The 23,643-nt window shown below is 68.0% G+C and carries 21 protein-coding genes; 7 read left to right on the top strand and 14 right to left on the bottom strand.

Features of this window, described 5'->3' with window-relative positions; translation table 11 throughout:
- Nucleotides 1-46 precede the first annotated feature (46 nt).
- The 4 genes from pfkB (at nucleotide 47) to B5F23_RS07045 (ending at nucleotide 5,122) form a co-directional block, all read left to right on the top strand.
- The gene (gene pfkB / locus B5F23_RS07060) at nucleotides 47-976 is read left to right on the top strand and encodes a 1-phosphofructokinase (protein WP_087353147.1); all 930 of its coding nucleotides are present in this window, start codon (nucleotides 47-49) and stop codon (nucleotides 974-976) included.
- A gap of 66 nt (nucleotides 977-1,042) precedes the next feature.
- The gene (locus B5F23_RS07055) at nucleotides 1,043-2,311 is read left to right on the top strand and encodes a zinc-binding dehydrogenase (protein ID WP_087353144.1); all 1,269 of its coding nucleotides are present in this window, start codon (nucleotides 1,043-1,045) and stop codon (nucleotides 2,309-2,311) included.
- 106 nt (nucleotides 2,312-2,417) lie between these two features.
- A complete protein-coding gene (locus tag B5F23_RS07050; RefSeq protein ID WP_206392312.1) occupies nucleotides 2,418-3,182 on the top strand; it encodes a DeoR/GlpR family DNA-binding transcription regulator in 765 nt (254 codons plus the stop codon).
- Between the two features lie 35 nt (nucleotides 3,183-3,217).
- Complete coding sequence (locus B5F23_RS07045; protein ID WP_087353142.1) at nucleotides 3,218-5,122, top strand: fructose-1,6-bisphosphatase; 1,905 nt, start codon at nucleotides 3,218-3,220, stop codon at nucleotides 5,120-5,122.
- 36 nt (nucleotides 5,123-5,158) lie between these two features.
- Here B5F23_RS07045 and B5F23_RS07040 read toward each other — a convergent pair whose 3' ends face one another.
- From B5F23_RS07040 to B5F23_RS06985, 14 genes are all read right to left on the bottom strand, one after another.
- A complete protein-coding gene (locus B5F23_RS07040) occupies nucleotides 5,159-5,506 on the bottom strand; it encodes a hypothetical protein (RefSeq protein WP_143786386.1) in 348 nt (115 codons plus the stop codon).
- The gene (locus B5F23_RS09585; protein WP_143786385.1) at nucleotides 5,503-5,979 is read right to left on the bottom strand and encodes a hypothetical protein; all 477 of its coding nucleotides are present in this window, start codon (nucleotides 5,977-5,979) and stop codon (nucleotides 5,503-5,505) included. Before B5F23_RS09585 ends, B5F23_RS07040 begins: the two co-directional genes overlap by 4 nt.
- 98 nt (nucleotides 5,980-6,077) lie before the next feature.
- Nucleotides 6,078-6,602, bottom strand: coding sequence for a hypothetical protein (locus tag B5F23_RS09580; RefSeq protein ID WP_143786384.1), 525 nt, complete (start codon nucleotides 6,600-6,602; stop codon nucleotides 6,078-6,080).
- Nucleotides 6,603-7,221: 619 nt separating this feature from the next.
- The gene (locus B5F23_RS07035; protein ID WP_087353138.1) at nucleotides 7,222-9,174 is read right to left on the bottom strand and encodes a LuxR C-terminal-related transcriptional regulator; all 1,953 of its coding nucleotides are present in this window, start codon (nucleotides 9,172-9,174) and stop codon (nucleotides 7,222-7,224) included.
- A complete protein-coding gene (locus B5F23_RS07030; RefSeq protein WP_087353136.1) occupies nucleotides 9,174-9,533 on the bottom strand; it encodes a PLP-dependent transferase in 360 nt (119 codons plus the stop codon). The genes B5F23_RS07035 and B5F23_RS07030 overlap by 1 nt, the downstream gene beginning before the upstream one ends.
- A gap of 2 nt (nucleotides 9,534-9,535) precedes the next feature.
- Nucleotides 9,536-11,299 carry a threonine--tRNA ligase gene (thrS, locus tag B5F23_RS07025; protein WP_087353134.1) on the bottom strand — a complete coding sequence of 588 codons (1,764 nt, stop codon included), beginning with the start codon at nucleotides 11,297-11,299 and terminating at the stop codon, nucleotides 9,536-9,538.
- Nucleotides 11,300-11,666: 367 nt separating this feature from the next.
- Nucleotides 11,667-12,098: a zinc ribbon domain-containing protein gene (locus B5F23_RS07020; protein WP_087353133.1), complete on the bottom strand. Its 432-nt coding sequence runs from the start codon at nucleotides 12,096-12,098 to the stop codon at nucleotides 11,667-11,669.
- Between the two features lie 69 nt (nucleotides 12,099-12,167).
- Complete coding sequence (locus B5F23_RS07015) at nucleotides 12,168-13,574, bottom strand: bifunctional folylpolyglutamate synthase/dihydrofolate synthase (RefSeq protein WP_087353132.1); 1,407 nt, start codon at nucleotides 13,572-13,574, stop codon at nucleotides 12,168-12,170.
- Nucleotides 13,575-13,767: 193 nt separating this feature from the next.
- Nucleotides 13,768-14,376 carry a GTP cyclohydrolase I FolE gene (gene folE, locus B5F23_RS07010; protein ID WP_087353130.1) on the bottom strand — a complete coding sequence of 203 codons (609 nt, stop codon included), beginning with the start codon at nucleotides 14,374-14,376 and terminating at the stop codon, nucleotides 13,768-13,770.
- On the bottom strand, nucleotides 14,366-15,208 hold the full coding sequence (locus B5F23_RS07005; RefSeq protein ID WP_241145827.1) for a formate/nitrite transporter family protein: 843 nt from the start codon (nucleotides 15,206-15,208) through the stop codon (nucleotides 14,366-14,368). The genes folE and B5F23_RS07005 overlap by 11 nt, the downstream gene beginning before the upstream one ends.
- Nucleotides 15,205-16,059, bottom strand: coding sequence for a bifunctional 5,10-methylenetetrahydrofolate dehydrogenase/5,10-methenyltetrahydrofolate cyclohydrolase (locus B5F23_RS07000; protein ID WP_087353126.1), 855 nt, complete (start codon nucleotides 16,057-16,059; stop codon nucleotides 15,205-15,207). Before B5F23_RS07000 ends, B5F23_RS07005 begins: the two co-directional genes overlap by 4 nt.
- Complete coding sequence (locus B5F23_RS06995) at nucleotides 16,059-16,697, bottom strand: cyclodeaminase/cyclohydrolase family protein (RefSeq protein ID WP_087353124.1); 639 nt, start codon at nucleotides 16,695-16,697, stop codon at nucleotides 16,059-16,061. The genes B5F23_RS07000 and B5F23_RS06995 overlap by 1 nt, the downstream gene beginning before the upstream one ends.
- 48 nt (nucleotides 16,698-16,745) lie before the next feature.
- Nucleotides 16,746-18,419 carry a formate--tetrahydrofolate ligase gene (locus B5F23_RS06990; RefSeq protein WP_087353122.1) on the bottom strand — a complete coding sequence of 558 codons (1,674 nt, stop codon included), beginning with the start codon at nucleotides 18,417-18,419 and terminating at the stop codon, nucleotides 16,746-16,748.
- A 97-nt stretch (nucleotides 18,420-18,516) separates the two neighbouring features.
- Nucleotides 18,517-19,542 carry a LacI family DNA-binding transcriptional regulator gene (locus tag B5F23_RS06985; RefSeq protein WP_241145826.1) on the bottom strand — a complete coding sequence of 342 codons (1,026 nt, stop codon included), beginning with the start codon at nucleotides 19,540-19,542 and terminating at the stop codon, nucleotides 18,517-18,519.
- A 148-nt stretch (nucleotides 19,543-19,690) separates the two neighbouring features.
- Here B5F23_RS06985 and B5F23_RS06980 point away from each other — a divergent pair, with 148 nt between their 5' ends.
- From B5F23_RS06980 to B5F23_RS06970, 3 genes are read left to right on the top strand one after another with little or no spacing between them, the layout of a single operon-like run.
- On the top strand, nucleotides 19,691-20,764 hold the full coding sequence (locus B5F23_RS06980) for an aldose epimerase family protein (RefSeq protein ID WP_087353119.1): 1,074 nt from the start codon (nucleotides 19,691-19,693) through the stop codon (nucleotides 20,762-20,764).
- Between the two features lie 55 nt (nucleotides 20,765-20,819).
- Nucleotides 20,820-22,031 (top strand): galactokinase, encoded by a 1,212-nt coding sequence (locus B5F23_RS06975; RefSeq protein ID WP_087353116.1) that lies wholly within the window; start codon nucleotides 20,820-20,822, stop codon nucleotides 22,029-22,031.
- The gene (locus tag B5F23_RS06970) at nucleotides 22,022-23,641 is read left to right on the top strand and encodes a UDP-glucose--hexose-1-phosphate uridylyltransferase (protein WP_087353114.1); all 1,620 of its coding nucleotides are present in this window, start codon (nucleotides 22,022-22,024) and stop codon (nucleotides 23,639-23,641) included. The genes B5F23_RS06975 and B5F23_RS06970 overlap by 10 nt, the downstream gene beginning before the upstream one ends.
- The last annotated feature ends 2 nt before the right edge of the window (nucleotides 23,642-23,643 follow it).

Genomic DNA, 23,643 nt, shown 5'->3' with positions numbered 1-23,643 from the left:
AACAACTTCACAAGAGGGCGAGAAGAACCGCAGGAGAGGAGAGGACATGATCTACACCGTCACGCTCAACCCGGCGCTCGACAAGACCGCCACGGTCCCGGGCCTCACCGTCGACTCGGTGAACCGGATACGGGACCTGCGCGAGGACCCGGGCGGCAAGGGGATCAACGTGTCCAAGGTGATCGCGAAGCTGGGAGGGACGAGCCGCGCCGTGGCACTGCTCGGCGGCTCCGTCGGCGAGAAGATCAAGGCGATGCTCGCCGAGCAGGGCATCGACGTCTGGGCCTTCGAGGCCATGGGAGAGACCCGCACCAACCTCAAGGTCGTCGACCCCGAGCTCGGGACCCACACCGACATCAACGAGCCCGGCCCCGAGGCCGGCGTGGCCCAGCTCGACGCCATGCTCTCCGCGCTCGTGGGCGCGATCGCGGCGGGTGACGTGGTGGTCCTCTCCGGGAGCCTGCCCGCCGGGGCGCCCGTGGGCACCTACGACGCGTGGTGCCGCGCCTGCGCGGGCGCCGGCGCGCTCGTGTTCCTCGACGCCGACGGCGAGGCGCTCGCCCGCGGCCTCGACGCCTGCCCCTTCCTCGCCAAGCCCAACGACGCCGAGCTCTCCCGCCTGTGCGGGCACGCGCTCGAGACCGAGGCCCAGGTCGCCGACGAGGCGCGCCGGCTCGTGCGGGGAGGAGTGGGCCGCGTCGTGGTCTCCATGGGCGGCGCGGGCGCCGTGGTCGCCGACGGCGAGCGGGTTCTTCTCGCCCGCTCCCCCAGGGTCAAGGTGGGCTCCACGGTGGGCGCCGGCGACTCGGTGGTGGCCGCGCTCGCCTACGCCCAGGAGAGGGGCATGGACCTCGAGGACGCGGTGCGCCTGGCGATGGCCACCGGCGCGGCGAACGTCATGCAGACGGGCACGCAGGCCGCAGAGCGCTCGCTCGTCGACGAGCTCCTCCCGCGCGTGACGCTCGAGCGGCTCTAGGGGCGACTTTCGAACCAACAGAGAACGTAAGGGCCGACGGGCCCTGAGTCAGAAGGGAATGAAACCATGAAGGCAAAGGCAGTGCGTCTCCACGCGGCAAACGACCTGAGGCTCGAGGAGTTCGAGCTCCCCGAGATCGCCGACGACGAGGTGCTCGTCAAGGTCGTCTCCGACAGCATCTGCATGTCCACCTACAAGTGCGCGACCCTGGGCGTCGAGCACAAGCGCGTCCACGAGGACGTGGCCGAGCACCCCGCGATCATGGGCCACGAGTTCGCCGGCGACATCGTCAAGGTGGGCTCCAAGTGGGCCGACCGCTTCAGGCCCGGAATGAAGTTCACCATCCAGCCAGCGCTCAACTACAAGGGCACCATGTGGAGCCCCGGCTACTCCTACGAGTTCTGCGGCGGCGACGCCACCTACTGCATCCTGCCCGCCGAGGTCATGGAGTGCGACTGCCTGCTCGAGTACACCGGAGAGGCCTACTACCAGGCGTCGCTCGCCGAGCCTATGAGCTGCTCAATCGGCGCCTTCCACGCGGCCTACCACACGCAGATGGGCGTCTACACCCACGAGATGGGCATCCGCGAGGGCGGCAAGCTCGCCATCGTGGCCGGCGCGGGCCCCATGGGACTCGGCGCGCTCACCTACGCGCTGCACTGCGACCGCAGGCCGAGCCTCGTGATGGTGGCCGACATCAACCAGGACCGGCTGGACCGCGCCGCCGAGCTCTTCCCGCCCGAGGAGATCAAGGCCGAGACGGGCATCGAGCTCGTCTTCGTCAACAACGGCGCCTACGATGACCAGGTGGCGGCCCTACGCGAGGTCTCGGGCGGCACCGGGTTCGACGACGTGCTCTGCTACGCGCCCGTGGCCCCCGTGGTCACGCTCTCCGACGCCATCCTCGGCCGCGACGGCTGCCTCAACTTCTTCGCCGGCCCCACCGACAAGAACTTCAAGGCCGAGATGAACTTCTACGAGGTCCACTACGGCAGCCACCACGTCATGGGCACCACCGGCGGCAACACCGCCGACATGGTGGAGTCGCTCGAGCTCACGGCGGCCGGGCGCGTGGACCCCTCCGTCATGGTCACGCACGTGGGCGGCCTCGACGCGGCAGCCGAGACCACGCTCAGTCTGCCCAAGATCGCGGGCGGCAAGAAGCTCATCTACACGCACGTGAGCATGCCGCTCACGGCGCTCACCGACCTGCGCGAGCGCGCCGCCGAGGACGAGCGCTACGCGGGCCTGGCCGACATCGTCGACGCCAACCGCGGCCTGTGGTGCCCCGCCGCCGAGCGCTACCTGCTCGAGCACTGGGCCGAGACCGAGTAGCGCGACCCCGCCGCCCCGCCGAGCGAGAGCGTCCGGCGGGGCGGCGAAGCGTCCCGAGCGCCGCGTTTTTCGCTACCATTCGGGAGGAGGAGAAAGGGAGGCAGCCATGGGCACATCGATGCGGGAGCGGCGCGAGGGCATCGCGCAGTTCGTCACGAGCGAGGGAAGCGTGACGTTCGGCCAGATCAAGGCGGCCTTCCCCGACGTCTCCGAGATGACCCTCAGGACCGACCTCAAGGCTCTCGACGAGGCGCGGCGCATCGTGCGGACGCACGGAGGGGCGCGCTCGGTGGAGTTCGTGGTTGGCACCGACGACCTGCTGCTCAACCGCACCACCAGAAACGTCGAGGCCAAGGTCGCCATCGCCCGCAAGGCACGCGACCTCGTGCGACCCAACACCACGCTCTTCCTCGACTCCGGGTCCTCCACCACGACCCTCGCGCGCGAGCTCGAGGACGTGCCCGCGCTCGTCTTCACCAACAGCCTCACCTGCGCCGCCGAGCTCGCGCGCCTCGAGCGGGCGCGCTGCATCATGGTCGGGGGCAACCTCAACCGCTACTCCATGAGCCTCAACGGGTCGAAGACCGTCGAGGACGTGGGCGCGCTCAGCCTCGACCAGCTCTTCCTCGGCGTCACCTCCTACCACCCCGCGGTCGGGTTCGCCTGCGGCTCGGACGAGGAGGCCGCCCTCAAGCGCGCGCTCATCTCCCGCGCCGAGCGCACCGTGGTCCTCATGGACTCCACCAAGGTGGGGCGCAAGAGCACGTTTCGCATCTGCGGGCTCGAGGAGGTCGACGCGGTCGTCTCCGACGGCGTCCTGCCCGAGGACTTCGCCAAGGCGTGCCAGGAGGCCGGGGTCGAGGTGCTCTAGCCGCCTCGTGCGCACGCCAAGAGAAAGGGGCCGCCATGCCAGAGCAGACCACCGCCTACCGCAGGTACCTCGAGCTCCTCTCCGAGAAGTTCCCCACGGTTCGCTCGGCGTGCACCGAGATCATCAACCTCGAGGCCATCCTCAACCTGCCCAAGGGGACCGAGCACTTCGTCTCTGACGTCCACGGCGAGTACGACGCCTTCAAGCACATCCTCAGCAACTGCTCGGGCGTCATACGCGAGCGCGTCGCAGACACCTTCCGGCTCGAGCTCACGAGCGCCGAGCAGGCCGACCTCTGCACGCTCATCTACTACCCGCACCGCAAGCTGCGCCGCCTGCGCGAGGAGGGCGTCGCCACCGACGAGTGGTACGCGATCACCCTCATGCGGCTCGTGAGGCTGGCGCGCTACCTCTCCGACTCCTACACCCGCTCCAAGGTGCGCAAGGCCATGCCGGCCGAGTACGCCTACATTATCGACGAGCTCCTCCACGCCTCCCCCGGCGAGGGGGACGGCCGCCAGGGCTACCACCGCCGCATCGTCGACACGATCGTCGACACGGGCAGCGCGGACGACTTCGTCGTCTCCCTCGCGAGCCTCGTGAAGCGCCTCGCCGTCGACCACCTGCACGTGGTGGGCGACCTCTTTGACCGCGGGGCACACGCGGACAAGATCTGCGACCGGCTCATGGAGTACCACTCCGTCGACCTGCAATGGGGCAACCACGACATCGTCTGGATGGGGGCGGCGGCCGGGTCCGCCGCGTGCCTCGCCGCCGTCATCCGCAACAACATCCACTACGACTCCCTCAAGATCCTCGAGGGAGCCTACGGGGTGTCGCTGCGCGAGCTCGCGCTGTTCGCCGAGGCCACCTACCGTGCTGACGACGGGATGAGCCCCGTCGAGAAGGCAATCTCCGTGATCCTGTTCAAGCTCGAGGGCCAGACCATCCTGCGCCACCCCAACTGGCACATGGAGGACCGCCTGCTGCTCGGGCACGTCGACGTCGGGCGCGGGACCTGCGAGGTGGGCGGGAGGTCGTTCGAGCTGCGCACGCGCGACTTCCCCACCCTGGACGCGCGCGACCCCTACGCGCTCAGCGACGACGAGCGCCGCGTGATGGACAACCTCCTCGAGGCGGTGCGCACCTCAGACAAGCTCCGCGCCCACGTGAACTTCCTCTACGAGCACGGCAGCGCCTACCTCGTGAGCAACGACAACCTGCTCTTCCACGCCTGCGTCCCCATGAACGAGGACGGCACCTTCCACCCCGTCAACCACCAGGGGCAGCTCCTCTCGGGCCGGGCCTACTACGACTACGCGGACCGCCTCGCGCGCCGAGCCTGGCTCGAGCACGACCAGGTCTCGCTCGACTGGATGTGGTACCTGTGGTGCGGGCGCTACTCCCCGCTCTCCGGGCGCGTCGTCAAGACCTTCGAGCGCACCTACTTCACCGACCGCTCCACCTGGGAGGAGCCGCGCGACCCCTACTACGCGCTCACCGACGACCCGGCCACGTGCCGGCGCGTCCTCGAGGAGTTTGGCTGCGACCCCGAGCGCGGCCACATCATCAACGGGCACACCCCGGTGCACGCCTCCGCGGGCGAGCGCCCGGTGCGAGCCGGAGGCAGGCTCGTCGTCATCGACGGTGGCTTCTGCCAGGCGTACCACAAGACGACCGGAATCGCCGGCTACACGCTCATCGCCGACCCGCGGGGCATGCGCATCAAGGCCCACCGCCCCTTCGCGTCCATCGCCGACGTGCTCGACCTCAACGCGGACATCATGAGCGACGACGACCGCTTCGAGGTCGAGCCCCGACCCCTCACCGTGGGCGACACCGACACCGGGGTGGGCATCCGCTCCCAGATAGCCGACCTGCGCGCGCTGCTCGACGCCTACCGCGCCGGCGAGCTTCCCGAGCGCACCGCACGGTCCTAAGGATTTGGCGGCAGAACCGCGCGCCCAAGGCGTAGCTCATCGAGCGATGAGACGTTTCCCCGCAACGTCCCACAGCATGAGGAAGAGGGCCCACACAAGCGCCTTCATGCACAGCTGGGCAGCAGGAGCCACGAGGCGCACCACCACCTCAGAGAGGAGGCAGCCGATAAGCAGCCATATCTCAAGGGCCGGGGTCGGCGCTTCCGCCCCCTCCCCTCCAGAGCGCAGAAGGCTTCTGCCAACAAGAACGACGGTTGCCAACGCGATTGCCAAAAGAACGCCCGCAACCCATGGCAGGTCAGTCAAGGAGCCGAGCAGGAGGTACGACAGCCACAGCAGTCCGAGGAGCAGCATGAACCTTGCAAAAGACTTCACGTGACTCACGCCAAGCTCACCACCCCGTCAGCAATCCAGCGATCCATTGCTGACTCAAAGCCGGCAGTATCAGACCCCATCTCAAGCTTCTGAAATACCCGACCATCCTTAGTTCTATATATGCTTGGGAATGATAAGGGCTCTCCGAAAATGTTTTCCAGGAAATCTCGTTCTTCTTCTCGCCGCTCCGCGGGAACTTCGTACTCATACAACGTAATGTTGTGATTTAATAGATAATCATGTTCGGCAAAGTCGAGAGCTTCACAATATATGCATCCCTCAAGAGTCAGCTGAATCGTATATTCCTCATCCCTCTTAACCATCTCAATGAGCTCATTAATTGAATTTACCTTAACGACCTCCCCTCTAGTCCCTCGTCCAATACTTATAGAAAGAAGAGAGGCCAGGCATCCAATCAACAGGAAAACACAGTAGAGAAAGACTTCGCCCAAGCGTGGCATTTTCATAGACTTAAGTCTCATTATCTCATCCCAAAGGACTCTGATTTGTTGGGGTTTGTATATCAAAAATAAGGACGCACCCATTGGAAGGATGCGCCCAAATGTATCTTTACTTCATATCATCCGTAAACACACTTAACCCATTGGAACGAATGTGGAGGATAGAAGTCACAATCGAACTTCAAGGTTTGCTGATAAGGCCTGTCGAGCAGTCGGAGAGCAACGTCGGAGATCATTCCAGTAAGCCCACCGTCATAGCCAGTTATCTCTTCAACAATGCCATCAATCACCTTCACTACCACAGCGCCGAGCAGTCTTTTCCCGACATAAACCAGGACAGACAAAAGGGTGCCCGATATAGCCCGAGTCTCCACTTGAGACTGCACAAATTCATCGTATGACTCGTATGTGTTCACTACCTCAGGCTGACCATCTTCTCCCATCCGATATGTCACCCAGTTTCCACCGCGATTGTCCGCATATCGGAGATAATCTTCTGGTATAAGCTCGTACAGCGAATTGTTCTCTGCGCGAAGGACACATTCCCCCTCATCAGCAAGAGCAATTCTGGGAAGCACAAATCCTGCCAGACCAAAAGCTGCGACTCCGATAAACGCCCTTCTGGACATTTCGTTCTTTTTCATGCTTTCTCCTCTCTGAGCAGATGTCTAATCACACCCCGTACTTCTGACGTTCCCTCCCCTCCGCTACCGGGCCGTTATTACCAGCTGTACATTGCTACATCTGAACTCGTTACTCGCCTGCCGTCTGTTGGCTTTGACATGACAAAGTAGTACGCCCCAGGACCAACGCCCTCCCATGTCGCTTTTGTAAAGCCATTTCGCTTGAATTTGGCTGTCCCAAGTGAGGCGCTTGAATTGCCCTCAATCCGCATCAGGGTAACGTTAAACGTCCCAGACGCATTTGAGCTACAGGTCATCTCAATACCAACATTGTTTCCGTCGTAATAGTGAGTCGAAGTTTCGTACGTTGTGTATAGGACCATGGTCGAACCAAACCAAGCCCTTGGCATGGCGTCAACTTCCCTAATGTATGAGACGGTAGGATTTACGTCGTTGCTTAGTCCCTTTGCATGCGCGGGCAGCGCGCCCACGGTCACCAAGCCCGTAACCAAAACCATTGCAAAGACGGAACGCATCCTGGAGCTTTTCATCGCTGTCCTCCTCAACCCGTTGAGGAAAACGTAATCGAGCGAATGCCAGCCGTCGCGTCAGCAACCTATATGAAATCCGTCCGACACCGTCAACCTGCACTTTTCTTCAAAAGTTTCCTAAGCTCAATGCTGCTGTGCACACCGAGTTTTCGATAGGCAGTCGCTTTTGCCCCATTGACGGTACCCTGCGCAATGCATAGATGATGGGCGACCTGGCTCCGAGACATCCCAAAAAAGACGAGGACAACAACTCGCGCTTCCGTCTCCGTAAGTCCGTAATCTTCGAGAGACTTAAGAAGCCCCGCTTCCCTCTTAAGAGGACCCTCCCCAATTATTTTCGTTCTTTTATGAATCTGCCTCACAGAAGAGATAAAGGAAAAGCCGGCACCAAGCACAGCACCAACGAAGAATCCCTCCTGAAGGCCTGTATTAAGCAAGGCAGCCCGATGCGAAGAGAGGCCAGACCCGACCAGCAACAAAAAAGCGGGGCAACGAACGCACAGTAGACGCAGTCCGATACCTAGGCAAGATGCAAGTCGCAGTTGATGCGTCTGGGAGTCGGGGCGAAATCTAAATTCTTGAGCAATCCCTTCGCGCAATGCAGTAAAACAAATCAAGAACTCAGAAAGAGCAACGTTTACAAATCCCCAAGGTAATCCACCGTAGTTCACGGAGATAAGACATCCGAGAGATTGAGCGCATGCGCAGGTTAACACAAAAGATCTCGCACCTGAGCCAACAGGACAACGACCCCACAGCCTTTCGTCGAGCGTGCTCATTTGAGCAAGCGCAACGACAACGAGAGTGGCTCCCACAATGAGTAAGGCAGTTTCCTGGTATGGCAATGGGGCGGTCGCAACGAGTGGCAGTAAGGTCAGCGTAACGGGGAGCGCTTTCAATACAACAGGACGCATGTCACCCTCTCCGTGAAAGGCAGTGCCTTCAGAAACATTCTTATCGCGCATCGTTTCCAGATGAAAGGACAATTGATCAAGACTCTCGAAACCAAGTGCGTCCAGAGCGCGCCTCTGGAACGTGCTTACCGTCCCCCTTCCTATCCCAAGCTCTTTGGCGACCTCGGCACCCTTCATGCCCTTGAGTCGCAACACAATCACGTCGCGCTGACGGGCGCTTAACGAGTCGCCCCCGGGCAAAAGCGGGAGGAGATCGCACGCAGCGGCTTCATGGGGCTGGACGTGGGGGGACAAGTCTTCGCCCGCGCACCACCGCTTTCGAACATATGCGGCGGCAACGCAGAGCACAAGAGCGACTGAGGCCACTCCCAGCATCACGATGCAGGCGGACCCTAACGGGTCCGCGTCGGGGAAGTTGACGGGATGGTACAGAAGGACGTCAGAGAGCGCCCTGCAAAGGGCCGATGAGGCGTAGAGCCCACCCAAAAGCACAAGCGCACAGTCGAGAAAGCCAGAAATCCCACCGAGGGTGAGCGAGATTTGGCGGCAAACGCGCCAGGAGAGAATGCACGCGGCCACGCAGAGCACGGGGCCTCCCCAGGCAGGGAGGCCGAGCGAGACAACAAGAAGCAGCATGGGCACAAAGACACCGCCCAGGAGCAGGCCGAGCATGAGCGACCGCCTCTCCATGACGCCAGACGGAGCGAAGGCGTCGCCAAGGCACGTTCCGAACAGTACCCAGCCCACAAGGGATAGGGTAAGTGCGACATTGCCTACGAGCTCAAACACCGGCTGCCAGGCGAGCAACGAGTAGTCGCCAAGCCTCATGGGCAACCACGCCACCTCGCTTAGCACAATCAGCGGGACGGTAACGCAGGCAACAACGGGACAGGCCATGCGAAGCACGCGCTCTGCCCGTTTCGAGGCGCGGCCCTCGCTCAGCACCTCAACCAGGACGACAGCAGACAGGGCGGCCGCAAGGGGCTCAACCTGAAACTGAAGGGGTGCCACCAGAGCGGAAACCGAAAAGAGCGAGACGACAGGTGACCTCAGCACGCAGGGCATGGCGCCGAGCAAGGCCCCCCAAAGACACCAGAGGGTGCGCGCATGACCGTCGCGGCCGCCCATCAAAGGGTCCTCTCGAGCTCCATGACCTGGTCGCGCGCGTCGCGCGCGTCGGCCTCCCAGAGGAACCACTCCCCCGCCGGGGCACCCGCGGCGAGAAACGCCACGCGCGGCCCGAAGCCTCCCACGAGCGCGTTGGCCGCGCGCGGGAAGAGCTCGTCGGACTTGAGGCCGGGGTAGCGCACGGCCACGACGCGCGGGTGGCACGCCAGGTAGCAGGCCACGACCTGCGCCGCGTCCGAGACGGCGCGCCAGCGCTCGCGTCCGAGGTCCGTGGCCAGCGCCGCGAGCGCGTCAAGCGAGAGGGCGCCCGCGACCTCGGCCGCAGACGCCCTCCGGATATCCAGGTTCTTCTCGCCCACCGCTAGCGGCGCGCCGCGATCTCGGCGCAGACGTCGGTGACGAAGTCCTCGAGGTTGGCCACGTGGGTCTCGTTGGAGCGGTCGCGCACCGAGATCGTGTTGGACTCGACCTCCTTCTCGCCCAGGATGAGCATGTAGGGCGGGCGGTCGACGGAGCGGGCCTCGCGGATCTTGTAGCCGATCTTCTCGTCGCGCTCGTCGAGCACGGCGCGGATGCCGGCGGCCTCGAGGCGCGAGGTGACCTCGCGGGCGTAGTCGCGGCTCTTCTCGGAGACCGGGAGCACCTTGACCTGGCAGGGCGCGAGCCACGTGGGGAACTTGCCGGCGAAGTGCTCGATCAGGATGCCGATGAAGCGCTCGATGGAGCCGAAGCACACGCGGTGCAGCATGATCGGGCGCTGCTTGGAGCCGTCGGCGTCCGTGTACTCGAGGTCGAAGTTGAGCGGCATCTGGAAGTCCAGCTGCACCGTGCCGCACTGCCAGGTGCGGCCGAGCGAGTCCTCCAGGTGGAAGTCGATCTTGGGGCCGTAGAAGGCGCCGTCGCCCTCGTTGACCACGTAGTCCTTGCCGAGCTTCTCCAGCGCCAGGCGAAGCGCCGCCTCGGCGCGCTCCCAGTCCTCGTCGGAGCCCATGGAGTCCTCGGGGCGCGTGGAGAGCTCGAGGTGGTAGGTGAAGCCGAACTTCTGGTACACCGAGTCGATGAGGTTCACCACGCCCACGATCTCGTCGGTGAGCTGGTCCGGGCGCACGAAGAGGTGGGCGTCGTCCTGGTTGAAGCAGCGCACGCGGAAGAGGCCGTGCAGCGCGCCGCGCATCTCGTGGCGGTGCACCAGGCCGATCTCTCCGGCGCGGATGGGCAGCTCGCGGTAGCTGTGCGGGTGGGACTTGTAGACGAGCACGCCGCCCGGGCAGTTCATGGGCTTAACGCAGTACTCCTCGTCGTCGATGATCGTGGAGTACATGTTGTCCTTGTAGTGGTCCCAGTGGCCGGAGGTCTTCCAGAGCTCCTTGCTCATGATCATGGGCGTGGAGATCTCAACGTAGCCCGCCGCGCGGTGGATCTCGCGCCAGTAGTTGAGCAGCTCGTTCTTGAGGACCATGCCGTTGGGCAGGAAGAACGGGAAGCCGGGGGCCTCGTCGCGCATCATGAAGATGTCCATCTCGCGGCCGATCCTGCGGTGGTCGCGCTTCTTGGCCTCCTCGAGCAGGCGCAGGTGCTCGTCGAGCTCGTCTTTGGTGGCAAAGGCCGTGCCGTTGACGCGGATGAGCATCTTGTTGTTCTTGTCGCCCTTCCAGTAGGCGCCCGAGACGCCCGTGAGCTTGAAGGCCTTGAGGGCCTTCGTGTAGGTGAGGTGCGGGCCCACGCACATGTCGATGTACTCGCCCTGCTGGTAGAAGGTGATGCGGGCGTCCTCGGGGAGGTCGCCGATGTGCTCGACCTTGTACTTCTCGCCGCGCTCCTCCATGAGGGCGATGGCCTCGGCGCGCGGCAGCTCGAAGACCGTGAACTTGAGGTTCTCCTTCACGATCTTTCTCATCTCGGCCTCGATGGCGTCGAAGTCCTCCTCGGAGATCTTCTGGCCCTCGGGAAGGTCGATGTCGTAGTAGAAGCCGTTGTCAGTGGCCGGGCCGTAGGCGAAGTCGGCCTCGGGGTAGAGGCGCTTGATGGCCTGGGCCATGATGTGGGCGGCGCTGTGGCGAACGACGTGCGTGACCTCCTCGGCCGGGCACTCGTCGACGTGGCCGTCGTTGTAGAGGACCTTCATGGGAACACCTTTCGCTGGGGATGAACATAAAAAAGGCCCGAGCGCGAACGCGTCGAGCGATATGCGGCGCCTGTCCGTGGCCCGCTGGCCATGGGAAGGGACAGACGCCTAGATAGTCTGAGTTCGGGCGATATGTGCGATGAAGTGGCGCATCTTTGCCTTTCGTCTCGCGTGCACCCCATAGGTTTACCACATCTGGGCGTGGCGTATGCGCGAGGAAACAGATTCGCAGCATGCGGCGGCGCGGGCGAGAAGTACGTGCGGCCCGCGGACGTTCTTCTCGACGGGGGCTGGCCCGCCCGCAAGCCGTACGAAAAAGGCCCCCGCCGAGGCGAGGGCCCAACCAGGATCGCTGCTTGGCGCGGCGCTACTGGATGCGGGTGCGGCAGTACGGGCACACCTTCCAGTCCGCGTTGAGCGGGCGGTGGCAGGTGGGGCAGACGTTGCGCACCTGGGTGTTGCAGATCGGGCAGACCACGAAGTCGCGGTCGATGGGGGCGCCGCACTTGGGGCAGATGCCGTAGTGGCTGAGCTGGTGCTCGCGCAGGGCGATGTCGAGGTCCTGCTCCTCGCGGTCGATGAGGTAGGAGCTCGGGCGCAGGATGACGTAGGCGAGCAGGCCCACGATGGGGATGACGGAGATGATGGCCCACATCCACCAGGGCTCGGCGCCGCGGCGCTGCGCGTCGCGGATGACGTAGACGATGGAAAGGACGTAGAGCATGACCACGCAGACGACCATCAGGTAGAGGACCATGCGGACCTCGGGAGTGATGAGCTGGTCGAGCAGTTCTTGCATCTCGGGGACTCCTTAGGACATCGGGGCGCGTCGTTGCGACGCCGCAGACAGCGCAAATTGTAGCAAAAGCTAACTGAGAAGGCCCGCAAGCTCCCCCGCGAGCGTGATCGAACCGCACGCCACGTACGATTCTCCACATAATGCCGACGCGGCGGCCCCCACGCTGGGGTAGGTCCCCACAATCTGGGCGCCCGCCTCCGCAAACCGCGCGGCGAGCTCGTCGGCCGGGAACGCGCGTGGGCTCGACGTCTGCGTGACGGCCACGCGGGGAAACGCGTCGGCGAGAAGAGCGACGATCCCCTCGACGTCCTTGTCTGCCAAGACCGCGGCGAGAAGGACCGGGCGGGCGTCGCGATCCGGCGCCACCGCGTCGACGGCCGTGAGGAAGGCGGCCACCGACTGCGGGTTGTGACAGGCGTCGATCAGGACGGGCGGCTCGGGGCGCAGCAGCTGGAAGCGGCCGGGCGTGGGGCAGCGCACCACGGAGGTGAAGAGCGCCTCGGCGTCGAGGGCGCGACCGAGGTAGGCCTCCGCGAGCGCGACGGCGCAGGCGATGTTGGCAGCCTGGTAGGAGGGCTTGAGTGCGGCGAGCTCGGCGTAGGTCGCGCGCGGTGTGGTCACGGTGAGCTCGAGCGGACCTCCGATGCGGGCGGGGTGCCGGACGATCCGATAGCTCGCGCGGGGCAGCCCGGCATGCTCGCGCGGGGTGCCGGGGTGCATCTCGCCGGCGGCGTCCGCGGGGTCCTCGGGCCTCAGCAGCACCGGCTCCACGCCCGCCGCGCGCGCCTGGCCGAGAAGGACGTCCTCCATCGAGTCGGGCGTGGCGGTTCCCACGCCGAGCACGCAGGCGCGGCCGGGCTTGATGATGGCGGCCTTCTCGCCCGCAATGGCCTCGAGCGTGTCCCCGAGGATGCGGGTGTGGTCGAGTCCGATGCCCGTCACGGCCACGGCGCGGATGGACTTGGCCGCGGAGGTGGCGTCCCAGCGGCCGCCGAGGCCGCACTCGAGCACGGCCACGTCGACGCCCGCCTCGGCGAAGACCACCATCGCGGCCACCGTGAGCGTGTCGAACTCCGTGACGTCGTAGGGGCGCAGCCCCCGCTCGCGGCGACGCGCGTTCACGCGCTCGCCGGCCACGTGGGCGGCGCTGACGCCGTGCGCGAAGGCCTCCTCGGACACGGGGCACCCGTCCACCTCCATGCGCTCGGTGTAGCTCACGAGCTCGGGAGAGGTGTAGAGCGCGGTTGTGAGCCCCTCGCCGGCGAGGATGGCCGCGGTGAAGCGGGTGGTCGACGTCTTGCCGTTGGTGCCCGCGACCTGCACGCACTCGAAGGCCAGGTCGGGGTCGCCCAGCTCGGCGAGCATGTCCTCCACCGTCTCGAGCAATGGCTCGATTCCAAAGCGCAGCGCGCCGCGCACGATGCCGAGCGCCTCCTCGTACGAAATCTCCGGCACCTCGAACGGCAGCTTATACATCGATCGTCCTTTCACGAAAGTCTCAGAGGGTCGGGCAAGGAAGGTCCGGCGCTCAGACAGTTTCGCCGCACAGAGCGCGGCTGCAAAACTCGCGGCGGACCTTCCTTGCCCGACCGCCGCAGCTTCATCCCAGGGCGTGGGATGGGCCAACCTCGCGCAGGGGCGGCGGGCCCTCCGCGCCCGGCCCCCGGGGTCACAGCTGGAGCAGGCGCAGGGCTTCCTCGCGGGTCTTGAGGTCGCGCAGGCAGCCGCGCACGGCGGAGGTCACGGTGAGCGCCCCGGCCGCGCGCACGCCGCGCATCGTCATGCAGGTGTGCTCGGCCTCCATCACCACGAGGACGCCGAGCGGGTCGAGCTCGCGCACCATCGCGTCGGCCACCTGCCCGGTCAGGCGCTCCTGCACCTGCAGCCGACGCGCGTAGCCGGAGACGCAGCGCGCGATCTTGGAGAGCCCGGTGATGCGGCCGTCGCGCGGGATGTAGCAGACGTGCGCCTTGCCCGTGAACGGCAGCAGGTGGTGCTCGCACAGCGAGGAGAACGGGATGTCGCGCACGATCACCATCTCCTGGTTGCCCGGCTCGTGGAACTGCCTGCGCAGGTGCGCGCCCGGGTCCTCCTGCATGCCGCCGAGGATCTCCTCGCAGGCGCGCGCCACGCGGTCGGGCGTGCCCAGGAGCCCCGCGCGGTCCGGGTCCTCGCCGATGGCGAGCAGAAGCTCGCGCACCGCCGCCTCGACGCGCGGCTTGTCTATGGGCGCGAAGCCCTGCTCGTTCTTCTCGCCCGCCCTGGTGCTAGCCGTCATGACGCTCCTCCCCGGCCCTGCCGCGGCCGTAGACAAACCAGTAGGCGCAGCCCACCAGGGCCACGCCTCCCACCATGTTACCGAGCGTGGCCGCGCTCAGGTTGTGCAGCATGCCGGCGACGTCCACGGAGCCGGCGACGCCCGTGGCCTGCAGCATGAGCGCGTACGGCAGGAAGAACATGTTGGCAACGCAGTGCTCGTAGCCACTCGCCATGAAGCCCATGACCGGCAGCAGCGCCGAGAAGAACTTGTCGGAGACGGTGGTGGCGGAGTGGCCGACCCACACCGCGAGGCACACGAGCAGGTTGCACAGGACGCCCCGCGCGAAGATGGTCCCCCAGCCAAGCGCGACCTTGCCCTCGGCCACGGCGATGGCCGCCTCCGCGACCGCGCCGGAGTTGGCCGAGCCCGCACCCGCGGCGAGCACGAGGGCGGCGGCGAGCAGGCAGCCCAGCAGGTTGCCCACGTAGACCACGGCCCAGCTCGCGATCAGGCGCCCCCACGAGAGGCGCCCGGAGAGCGAGCCCATGACCATGAGGCAGTTGCCGGTGAACAGCTCGGCGCCCGCGCCCAGGATGAGGAAGAGCCCGAGCGTGAACGAGAAGCCGCCGAGCAGCTGCGTGGCGGCAAAGGGCAGCGTCGAGTCGGACTTGACGACCAGCATGAACGTGGCGCCCATGGAGATGAAGACGCCTGCCATGACGGAGAGCACGAGCGCGCTCACGAGGTCCGTACGCGCCTTGGTGACGGCCACGCGCTCTGCCTTGAGCTCGATGGAGGCCGGGGTCATAGCCCCGCTGTAGGACGACGAAGCCTTCTCGGTTACCTTCAACTAACAGTCCTTTCCGCGGCGGTGACGACGTGACTCGCGAGAACGGCGGTGGTGAGCGAGCCCACCCCGCCCGGGACCGGGCTCGCCGCGCGCGCGACCTGGGCGGCGGCGGGGTCGACGTCGCCCACGAGGCGGCCGGCGCCCTCGTCCCAGGTGGTCCCCACGTCGACGACGACCTGCCCCTCGCGCACGCACGCGGGACCGATGGCTCCCGGCGAGCCCGCGGCGGCCACGACCACGTCGGCGCGGCGGCACGCGGCCGCGAGGTCGCGCGTGTGCGTGTGGCAGCAGGTGACCGTGGCGTTTCTCGCCAGGAGCAGGGCGGCCACGGGCCGGCCGATCACGAGCGAGCGGCCCACCACGACAACCTCGGCGCCGTCGAGCGGAACCTCGTAGTGGTCGAGCAGGGCGAGAACCGCCTCGGCGGTGCAGGGGGCAAATCCCGTCTCGGCGCGCCCGGCCAGCGTGGCGAGAAGCGCCGTCTCGGTGATGGCGTCCACGTCCTTGGCGGGGTCGATCTCGCGGGCCGCGGCAGCCTCGTCGAGCTGGGCCGGCAGCGGCCGGAAGAGCAGGATGCCGTGGACGTCGCGCCGCGCGGAGAGCGCGGAGAGCGCGCCTTCGAGCTCGGCCTGTCCGCAGCCCGCCCCCAGCTCGTGGCGCTCGACCTCGATGCCTGCCGCTGCGCAGCGCTTCTCGGCGGCCCGCTCGTAGGCGAGGTCGTCCGCGCGCCCGCCCACGCGCACGAGGGCGAGCCGGGGCGCGACGCCCCTCTCGCACAGGGCCGCGGCGCGCGCGGCCGTGCGCTCGGTGAGCGCCGCGGCGGCGGGCGCGCCCCTCATGAGCAGCTCCATCAGGCGGACCTCCTCGCGCCGATGAGGCTCGTCATCTCGCTCGCGAGCGCCTCGGCGCGCGGCACGTACTCCTCGATCAGCTCGCTGCAGGTGGACTCGATGCGGTCGGCCACCTCGCGGTCGGCGAGGGCGGTGGTGTTGACGTAGACGTTGACGCTCGCGGTCTCGAGCGCGGCGCGGACGAGCAGCGCCCCGCAGGCGACGTCGGAGATGAGCAGGCGCGAGCAGTGGCGCCCCATCTCCTCGAGCAGGGTGACGGCCCGGCAGCACTCCCCCACCATCGCGAGCGGCGCCATGCAGGCGTCCTCGGTGGCGCGCTCGATCGCCGCGGGGCGCGAGGGGTCGTCGCGGGAGAGGGCGTAGGCGGCCGAGACGGGCAGGAACCCCTCGGCGTCCTCCTCGACGAGCTCGAGCAGGCGGAAGCGGACGTCCTCGGCCTCCTCCATGATGCGCTCGAGCTCGCTCTCGACGGCGGCGAACCGCGGCTTGCCCAGCGTGAACGCGCCCGCCATCGAGCACAGCGACGCGCCGAGCGCCCCCACGAGCGCGGCGGAGCCGCCGCCCCCCGGGACGCCCTCCCGCGCGGCGAGGCGCTCGGCGAACTCCTCGCAGGAGAGCTCGGTGAGCCTCTCGTCCATGTTCCTCCTCAGGTCGCGGGCGCGAAGGGGAAGGCCCCTCCGGGCGCCCTAGAACAGGCCGACGATGCGGCCGTCGGGCGTGACGTCGATCTTCTCGGCCGCCGGGACCTTGGGAAGGCCCGGCATGGTCATGATGTCCCCGGTGAGGGCGACGATGAAGCCGGCGCCGGCGGAGACGCGCAGGTTCCTCACCGTTATGCGGAAGCCCTCGGGCGCGCCGAGCCTCGTCTGGTCGTCGGTGAAGGAGTACTGGGTCTTGGCCATGCAGATGGGAAGCCCGCCGAAGCCCTGCTCCTCGAGCTGGGCCATCTGCCGGCGCGCGGGGCCCGTGAAGTCAACGCCGTCGGCGTGGTAGACGCGCCGCGCGATGGCCTCGACCTTCTCGGCGACCGTGCCGTCGAGCTCGTAGGCGTAGCCGAAGTGCGAGGGCTCCTCGCACAGGCGCACGACCTCGCGGGCGAGCTCCTCGCCACCCTCGCTGCCCTTGGCCCAGACCTCGGAGAGCGCCACGTTGACGCCGAGCTCGCGCACGCGGCGCTCAACGAGCTCCAGCTCGGCGGCGGTGTCCGTGGGGAAGGCGTTGATGGCGACCACGACGGGCAGCCCCCAGACGTCCTTGATGTTCTCGACGTGGCGCAGCAGGTTGGGCAGGCCGGCCTCGAGCGCCTCGAGGTTCTCGTTCGTGAGCTCCGCCTTGGGCACGCCGCCGTTGTACTTGAGGGCGCGAACGGTGGCGACGAGCACCACCGCGGACGGCACGATGCCCGTGGCGCGGCACTTGATGTCGAGGAACTTCTCGGCGCCCAGGTCCGCGCCGAAGCCGGCCTCGGTGACCACGTAGTCGGCCAGGCGCATCGCGGTGGTGGTAGCCATCACGGAGTTGCAGCCGTGCGCGATGTTGGCGAACGGGCCGCCGTGCACGAAGGCGGGGTTGTTCTCGAGCGTCTGCACGAGGTTGGGCTTGATGGCGTCCTTGAGCAGGGCGGTCATGGCACCCTCGGCGTGGATGTCGGCGACGGTGACGGGCTCGCGGTCGTAGGTGTAGGCGATCACCATGCGGGCGAGGCGCTCCTTGAGGTCCGCGAGGTCGGTGGCGAGGCAGAACACGGCCATGACCTCGGAGGCCACCGTGATGTCGAAGCCGTCCTGGCGCGGCATGCCGTCGGCCACGCCGCCGAGGCCGTCGACCACGTTGCGCAGCTGGCGGTCGTTCATGTCCACGCAGCGCTTCCAGACGATGCGGCGCGGGTCGATGCCGAGGGCGTTGCCCTGCTTGATGTGGTTGTCGAGCATCGCGGCGCAGAGGTTGTTGGCGGCGCCGATGGCGTGGAAGTCCCCGGTGAAGTGGAGGTTGATGTCCTCCATCGGCACGACCTGGGCGTGGCCGCCGCCGGCCGCGCCGCCCTTGACGCCGAAGACCGGGCCGAGGGAGGGCTCGCGCAGGCAGAGCATGGTCTGGTGGCCCAGGCGGTTCATGGCGTCGGCCAGGCCCACCGACGTGGTGGTCTTGCCCTCGCCCGCCGGCGTGGGGTTGATCGCGGTGACGAGGATCACCTTCCCGCGCTGCGGGCGGTCGGCCAGGGCGTGGATGTCCACCTTGGCCTTGGTGCGCCCGTAGGGCTCGAGCAGGTCCTCGGAGATGCCCGCGCGCTCGGCCACCTCCGTGATGGGAAGCATCTCCGCTTCCTGCGCGATCTCGATGTCAGACTTGTACTCGGCCATGTGTCCCCCTCGGACGTCAGCGTGTGAGACCACTACTATAGCGCGTGCGCCGGACATAGCGCGTGCGCCGGGCGCGGAGCACCCCTGGAGGGCGTGCCTACCTCAGGTCGCGCACGGTGCGCCGCTCCACGAGCGTGGGAGGGACGCGCACGGCCGCGGGCCGGTAGTCGGGCGCGGAGCCGAGAAGGACGTGCTCGAAGGCGGCGCGCCCGCGCGCGATGAGGTCGAAGCGCACCGTCGTGAGGTCGAAGTGGGGGACGCTCGCGCCGAGGGAGTCGTCGACCCCGACCACGCTCACGTCCTCGGGCACGCGGCGGCCGCCGTCGCGCAGCGCCTCCACGACCCCGAGCGCCATCTGGTCGTTCGCGACGTAGACGGCCGTGGCGCGCTCGTCGCGCGCCAAGACCTGGCCCGCCTCGTAGCCGCTGTCGGCGCTCCAGTCCCCCCTCAGCGGCTCGGCCGCCGCGAGCCCGCGCGCGGCGAGCGCCTCGCGCCAGCCCAGCTCGCGAAAGGTCGAGTCGACCGAGAACGCCGGCCCGGAGACGAAGCGGATCTCGCGGTGGCCGCGCCCCGCGAGGTACCCGACGACGAGCTCGGAGCATCCGCGCTGGTCGGAGTCGACCGTCGTGCAGGCGGGATGCTCGTACACGGTGAGCAGCACGGTGCTCAGGCCCGGGTGCGGGCGGAAGGAGTCGAAGTCGTTCGCCCTGATGCTCATGCTCACGATGAGGCCGTCAACCGGCAGGCCGACCATGCGCTCCGATGCGCCCGCGAGCGACATCGGCGTGTTGGCGCCCATCTCCACCATCGTGACGGCGTACTCGTGCTCGCGCGCCGCCGAGAGGATGCCGCGCAGCGTGGCGAGGTTGCCGAACTCGGTGACGTCGTAGAGGCACAGCCCGACCGCGTTGTAGCGCCCGCTGCGCAGCGACTTGCCGGCGAAGTTGGGGCGAAAGCCGAGCTCCTCCATCGCGCGCAGGACGCGCTCGCGGGTCCGCGCGCTCACGTTGGGGAGGTCGTTGGCCACGCGCGAGACCGTCTGCTGCGAGACGCCCGCGGCGCGCGCGACCTGCGCCATGGAGACGGGCCTCGCCGCCCGCGCTCCGTCCCTCTCGACCCCCATGGCGCCTCCCCTCGACCGTTCGCAGGCAAGTTTACGCCGGACGGCGGAAATCCGGCAATCCTGCGCACGTGATAAATGAGTACGTTAACATTGTGGCTGGGCGCCCCGGTGGCGAGGGCGCGCCACGCGGCCACGAGAGGAGACCAGCATGCGAGGCACCCCGTTCGGAACCCTGCCCGGGGGCGGGCAGGCAAGCCTCTTCGAGCTGCGCGCGGGGGACGTCCGCGCGCTCGTCAGCGACTTCGGGGCCACGCTCGTGGGCGTGGTCGTCCCGGACGCGCGCGGCCGGCTCGCGGACGTCGTGCTCGGCTACGCGGACGCGGGCGGCTACGCGGGAGAGAACGGGGCGTGCTACGGTGGCACCATCGGCCCCGTGGCCAACCGCACCGACCGCGCCGAGGTCCCGCTCGGCGGGCGCGTCTACCACCTCCCCGGAAACGACGGGCCCGGGCGCGCCAACAACCTCCACACCGACCTCGAGCGCGGCCTGCACAAGCGCCTCTGGGAGGTCACCCGCGCAGGTGACGGCGAGCTGGCCCTCTCCCTCGAGCTCGCGGACGGCGAGCTCGGCCTCCCGGGCAACCGCCGCTTCACCGCGTCCTTCTCGCTCGGCGAGAAGGACGGGGCGACCGAGCTCGTCGTGGCCTACGGGTGCGCCTCGGACGCACCCACCTACGTCAACATGACCAACCACGCCTACTTCAACCTCTCCGGGCACGGGAGCGGCACCGTCGACGGCACGCTCGTCTCCGTGGACGCCGACTCCTACCTGCCCGTCAGGGCCGACAGCGTCTCTGAGGGCGAGGTCCTCCCCGTGGACGGCACCCCGTTCGACTTCCGCGCGCCCAAGCCCCTCGGCGCCGACGTCGAGGCCGACGACGAGCAGATCCGCCGCGCGCGCGGCTACGACCACTGCCTGTGCGTGCGCGGCTGGAGCGAGGGCGCGCCGGCGCGCCACGCCCTGCGCGCGGAGGACCCGGCGAGCGGGCGGGCGCTCGACGTCCTTATCACCGCGCCCGGCGCCCACCTCTACACCGGCAACTGGCTCTCGGACGAGGGCGCCAAGGACGGCGCGACCTACGCGCCGCGCTCCGGCTTCGCCTTCGAGCCCGAGTTCTACCCCGACTGCGTCCACCACGACGACTGGCCCCAGAGCGTCTGCGCCCCGGGCCGTCCGTACGCCTCCACCATCGTCTACCGCTTCTCGCGACTCGGCGCCTGAGCGGACCACCGGCTAAATAGGGCCCCGTGCGGCGGGGCATGAGGAAAGGAGCACCATGTCAGCAGACCTCGGAAACGGCTCGGCCCAGCTCGCGGTCGCGCGCGAGCTCTTCGAGCGGGAGTTCGGCGACGCCGGGCACGGAGCGCTGCTCGCCGTCCACGCGCCCGCGCGCTCGGAGATCGCGGGCAACCACACCGACCACGAGGGCGGCCACGTCATCGCCGGCGCCCTCAACGTGGCGATCGACGGCGTCGCCGCGGCCAACGGGACCAACCGCGTGCGCGTCGCGAGCGCGGGCTACCCGACCTTCGAGATCTCCCTCGACGACCTCTCGGAGCGCGAGGACGAGCACGTCACCACCGCGGGCCTCGTGCGCGGCATGGCCGCGAGCCTCGTGGCGACCGGGCGCGAGGCGGCCGGCTTCGACCTCGCCATGACGAGCGACATCCCCTCGGGCGGCGGGCTCTCGAGCTCGGCGGCCGTCGAGGCGGCGCTCGGGCGCGTGATGGAGGCCCTGTGGGAGGGGCCGGAGGTCTCGGCCATCGAGCTCGCCAAGATGGGCCAGTTCGCCGAGAACCGCTACTTCGGCAAGCCGTGCGGCCTCATGGACCAGGCGGCCGTCTGCCTGGGCGGCCTCGCCTTCATGGACTTCGAGGACCCGGAGGAGCCCAGGACCGCCAAGCTCGAGCTCGACTTCGACGCCTGCGGCTACGCGCTCTGCCTCGTCGACGTGGGGTGCGACCACGCGCCCTTCACCGCAGACTACGCCGCCGTGCCCGTCGAGATGCAGCAGGTCGCGGAGGAGTTCGGCTGCCGGCGCCTCTGCGAGGTCGACGAGGCCGAGTTCGACCGCCGCGTCCCGGAGCTGCGCGAGAAGCTCGGCGACCGCGCCATCCTGCGCGCCGTCCACTACTGGCGCGAGAACGAGCTCGTGGACGCGCGCTGGGACGCCCTCCAGTCCGGCGACGTGGAGCGCTTCCTCGAGCTCACGCGCGACTCCGGCGCGAGCTCGGCGATGTTTCTCCAGAACGTCTCGACCGGCGGGTCCTTCCAGCCGGCGATGCTCGCCCTCGGCCTTGCGGAGCGCGCGCTCGACGGCCGCGGCGCCACGCGCATCCACGGCGGCGGATTCGGCGGGTCGATCCAGTGCTTCGTTCCGCTCGCGCTCGTCGACGAGTTCACCGCGCGGATGAACGCGTGGCTCGGGGAGGGCGCCTGCGTCCACTACTCGATCGCCGAGAGGGGGGCGTACGCGCAATGGCTGTAGACACCACGGACGTCCGCGCCTGCGTCCAGGCGCTCGTAGACTACGCGGCCACGCGCGGGCTCGTCGGCTGGGCCGACCGCGTCTGGTCCTACAACGCAACGCTCGAGGCCGTCGGGGCGCTCGGGCCCGGCCCCGACGAGGACTGGGTGCTCGCGGAGCGGCCCGGCGGCGAGACCGGGCTCGACCTCGAGGCGGCGCTCGCCGCCCTCGCCGACCTCGCCGTCGAGAACGGCCAGGTCGAGGACACCGCGGGCGGGCGCGACCGCGTCTCCATGCGCGTCATGGGCACGCTCATGCCGCGTCCCTCCGAGACGGTCTCCTCATTCGAGGGGCTTCTCGCCGACGAGGGCGCCCGGGCGGCGACCGACTGGTTCTACCGCGTCTGCTGCGACGCCGGCTACGTGCGCCGCGCCGCCATCGCGCGCAACATCCAGTGGAGCTCCCCCACCCGCTGGGGCGACCTCGAGATCACGATCAACCTCTCCAAGCCCGAGAAGGACCCGCGCGACATCGCCGCGGCGGGCGCGGCCAAGGCGACGGGCGAGAAGTACCCGGCCTGCCAGCTCTGCATCGAGAACGAGGGCTACCCCGGGCGCGGCGCGGCGGCGGCCGGCGGCGAGCACCCCGCCCGCCAGAACCTGCGCATCATCCCCGTGGAGCTCGACGGCGAGCGCTGGGGCCTCCAGTACTCACCCTACGCCTACTTCAACGAGCACTGCATCGCGATGAGCGCGCACCACCGCCCGATGCACATCGACGAGAAGGCGCTTCGCTGCCTGCTCGACTTCGTCGACCTGCTCCCCCACTACTTCATCGGCTCCAACGCCGACCTCCCCATCGTGGGCGGCTCCATCCTCTCGCACGACCACTTCCAGGGCGGCGACCACGAGTTCCCGATGATGCGCGCCGAGGTGGCCGAGACCTTCTCGATGGGGGCGTTCCCGGGCGTGGAGGGCGCCGTGCTCTCCTGGCCGCTCACCGTGCTGCGCCTGCGCTCCGACAGCCGCGACGAGCTTCTCGCCGCCGCGGTGCACGTGATCGACTCCTGGCGCGCCTGGACTGACGAGTCCGTCGACGTGGTGGCCGTCGACGCGGACGGCACGCGTCACAACACCGTGACGCCGGTCGTGCGGCGCGTCGACGACGAGGGGCGCGCGGGCGGCGGGCGCTACGAGGCCTACCTCGCGCTGCGCTGCAACCTCACGAGCGACGAGCACCCCCTTGGCATCTTCCACCCGCACGCCGAGTACCATCACATCAAGAAGGAGAACATCGGCCTCATCGAGGTGATGGGTCTCGCAATCCTCCCGCCGAGGCTCGTGGGAGAGCTCGGCGCGGTCCGCGAGCACCTGCTCGCCGCGAGGGCCCGCGGCGCCGAGGGGGCCGAGGTGCGCCGCGAGCTCGACGCCGACCCGCTGACGGCAAGCCACGCCGCCTGGGCCGAGGACGTCTTCGCGCGCCGCGCCGACGACCTCGACGACGCGCGCGCCGAGCAGGTCCTGCGCGACGAGGTGGGTGCCGTCTTCGGCCACGTGCTCGAGGACGCCGGCGTCTTCAAGTGGGACGAGCCGGGCGTGGCCGCGCGCCGGCGCTTCGTGGGGAGCCTGTAGGC

Source organism: Olsenella sp. An188, assembly GCF_002160255.1.
Taxonomy (GTDB): domain Bacteria; phylum Actinomycetota; class Coriobacteriia; order Coriobacteriales; family Atopobiaceae; genus Thermophilibacter; species Thermophilibacter avistercoris.
This window is presented reverse-complemented; position numbering and strand designations above follow the sequence as displayed.

What these genes read in the sequence shown, in the direction of transcription:
- pfkB (WP_087353147.1), top strand. Translation starts at nt 47, where the DNA reads ATGATCTACACCGTCACGCTCAACCCGGCGCTCGACAAGACCGCCACG.
- B5F23_RS07055 (WP_087353144.1), top strand. Translation starts at nt 1,043, where the DNA reads ATGAAGGCAAAGGCAGTGCGTCTCCACGCGGCAAACGACCTGAGGCTC.
- B5F23_RS07050 (WP_206392312.1), top strand. Translation starts at nt 2,418, where the DNA reads ATGGGCACATCGATGCGGGAGCGGCGCGAGGGCATCGCGCAGTTCGTC.
- B5F23_RS07045 (WP_087353142.1), top strand. Translation starts at nt 3,218, where the DNA reads ATGCCAGAGCAGACCACCGCCTACCGCAGGTACCTCGAGCTCCTCTCC.
- B5F23_RS09585 (WP_143786385.1), bottom strand. Translation starts at nt 5,979, where the DNA reads ATGAGACTTAAGTCTATGAAAATGCCACGCTTGGGCGAAGTCTTTCTC.
- B5F23_RS09580 (WP_143786384.1), bottom strand. Translation starts at nt 6,602, where the DNA reads ATGAAAAAGAACGAAATGTCCAGAAGGGCGTTTATCGGAGTCGCAGCT.
- B5F23_RS07035 (WP_087353138.1), bottom strand. Translation starts at nt 9,174, where the DNA reads ATGGGCGGCCGCGACGGTCATGCGCGCACCCTCTGGTGTCTTTGGGGG.
- thrS (WP_087353134.1), bottom strand. Translation starts at nt 11,299, where the DNA reads ATGAAGGTCCTCTACAACGACGGCCACGTCGACGAGTGCCCGGCCGAG.
- B5F23_RS07020 (WP_087353133.1), bottom strand. Translation starts at nt 12,098, where the DNA reads ATGCAAGAACTGCTCGACCAGCTCATCACTCCCGAGGTCCGCATGGTC.
- B5F23_RS07015 (WP_087353132.1), bottom strand. Translation starts at nt 13,574, where the DNA reads ATGTATAAGCTGCCGTTCGAGGTGCCGGAGATTTCGTACGAGGAGGCG.
- folE (WP_087353130.1), bottom strand. Translation starts at nt 14,376, where the DNA reads ATGACGGCTAGCACCAGGGCGGGCGAGAAGAACGAGCAGGGCTTCGCG.
- B5F23_RS07000 (WP_087353126.1), bottom strand. Translation starts at nt 16,059, where the DNA reads ATGGAGCTGCTCATGAGGGGCGCGCCCGCCGCCGCGGCGCTCACCGAG.
- B5F23_RS06995 (WP_087353124.1), bottom strand. Translation starts at nt 16,697, where the DNA reads ATGGACGAGAGGCTCACCGAGCTCTCCTGCGAGGAGTTCGCCGAGCGC.
- B5F23_RS06990 (WP_087353122.1), bottom strand. Translation starts at nt 18,419, where the DNA reads ATGGCCGAGTACAAGTCTGACATCGAGATCGCGCAGGAAGCGGAGATG.
- B5F23_RS06985 (WP_241145826.1), bottom strand. Translation starts at nt 19,542, where the DNA reads ATGGGGGTCGAGAGGGACGGAGCGCGGGCGGCGAGGCCCGTCTCCATG.
- B5F23_RS06980 (WP_087353119.1), top strand. Translation starts at nt 19,691, where the DNA reads ATGCGAGGCACCCCGTTCGGAACCCTGCCCGGGGGCGGGCAGGCAAGC.
- B5F23_RS06975 (WP_087353116.1), top strand. Translation starts at nt 20,820, where the DNA reads ATGTCAGCAGACCTCGGAAACGGCTCGGCCCAGCTCGCGGTCGCGCGC.
- B5F23_RS06970 (WP_087353114.1), top strand. Translation starts at nt 22,022, where the DNA reads ATGGCTGTAGACACCACGGACGTCCGCGCCTGCGTCCAGGCGCTCGTA.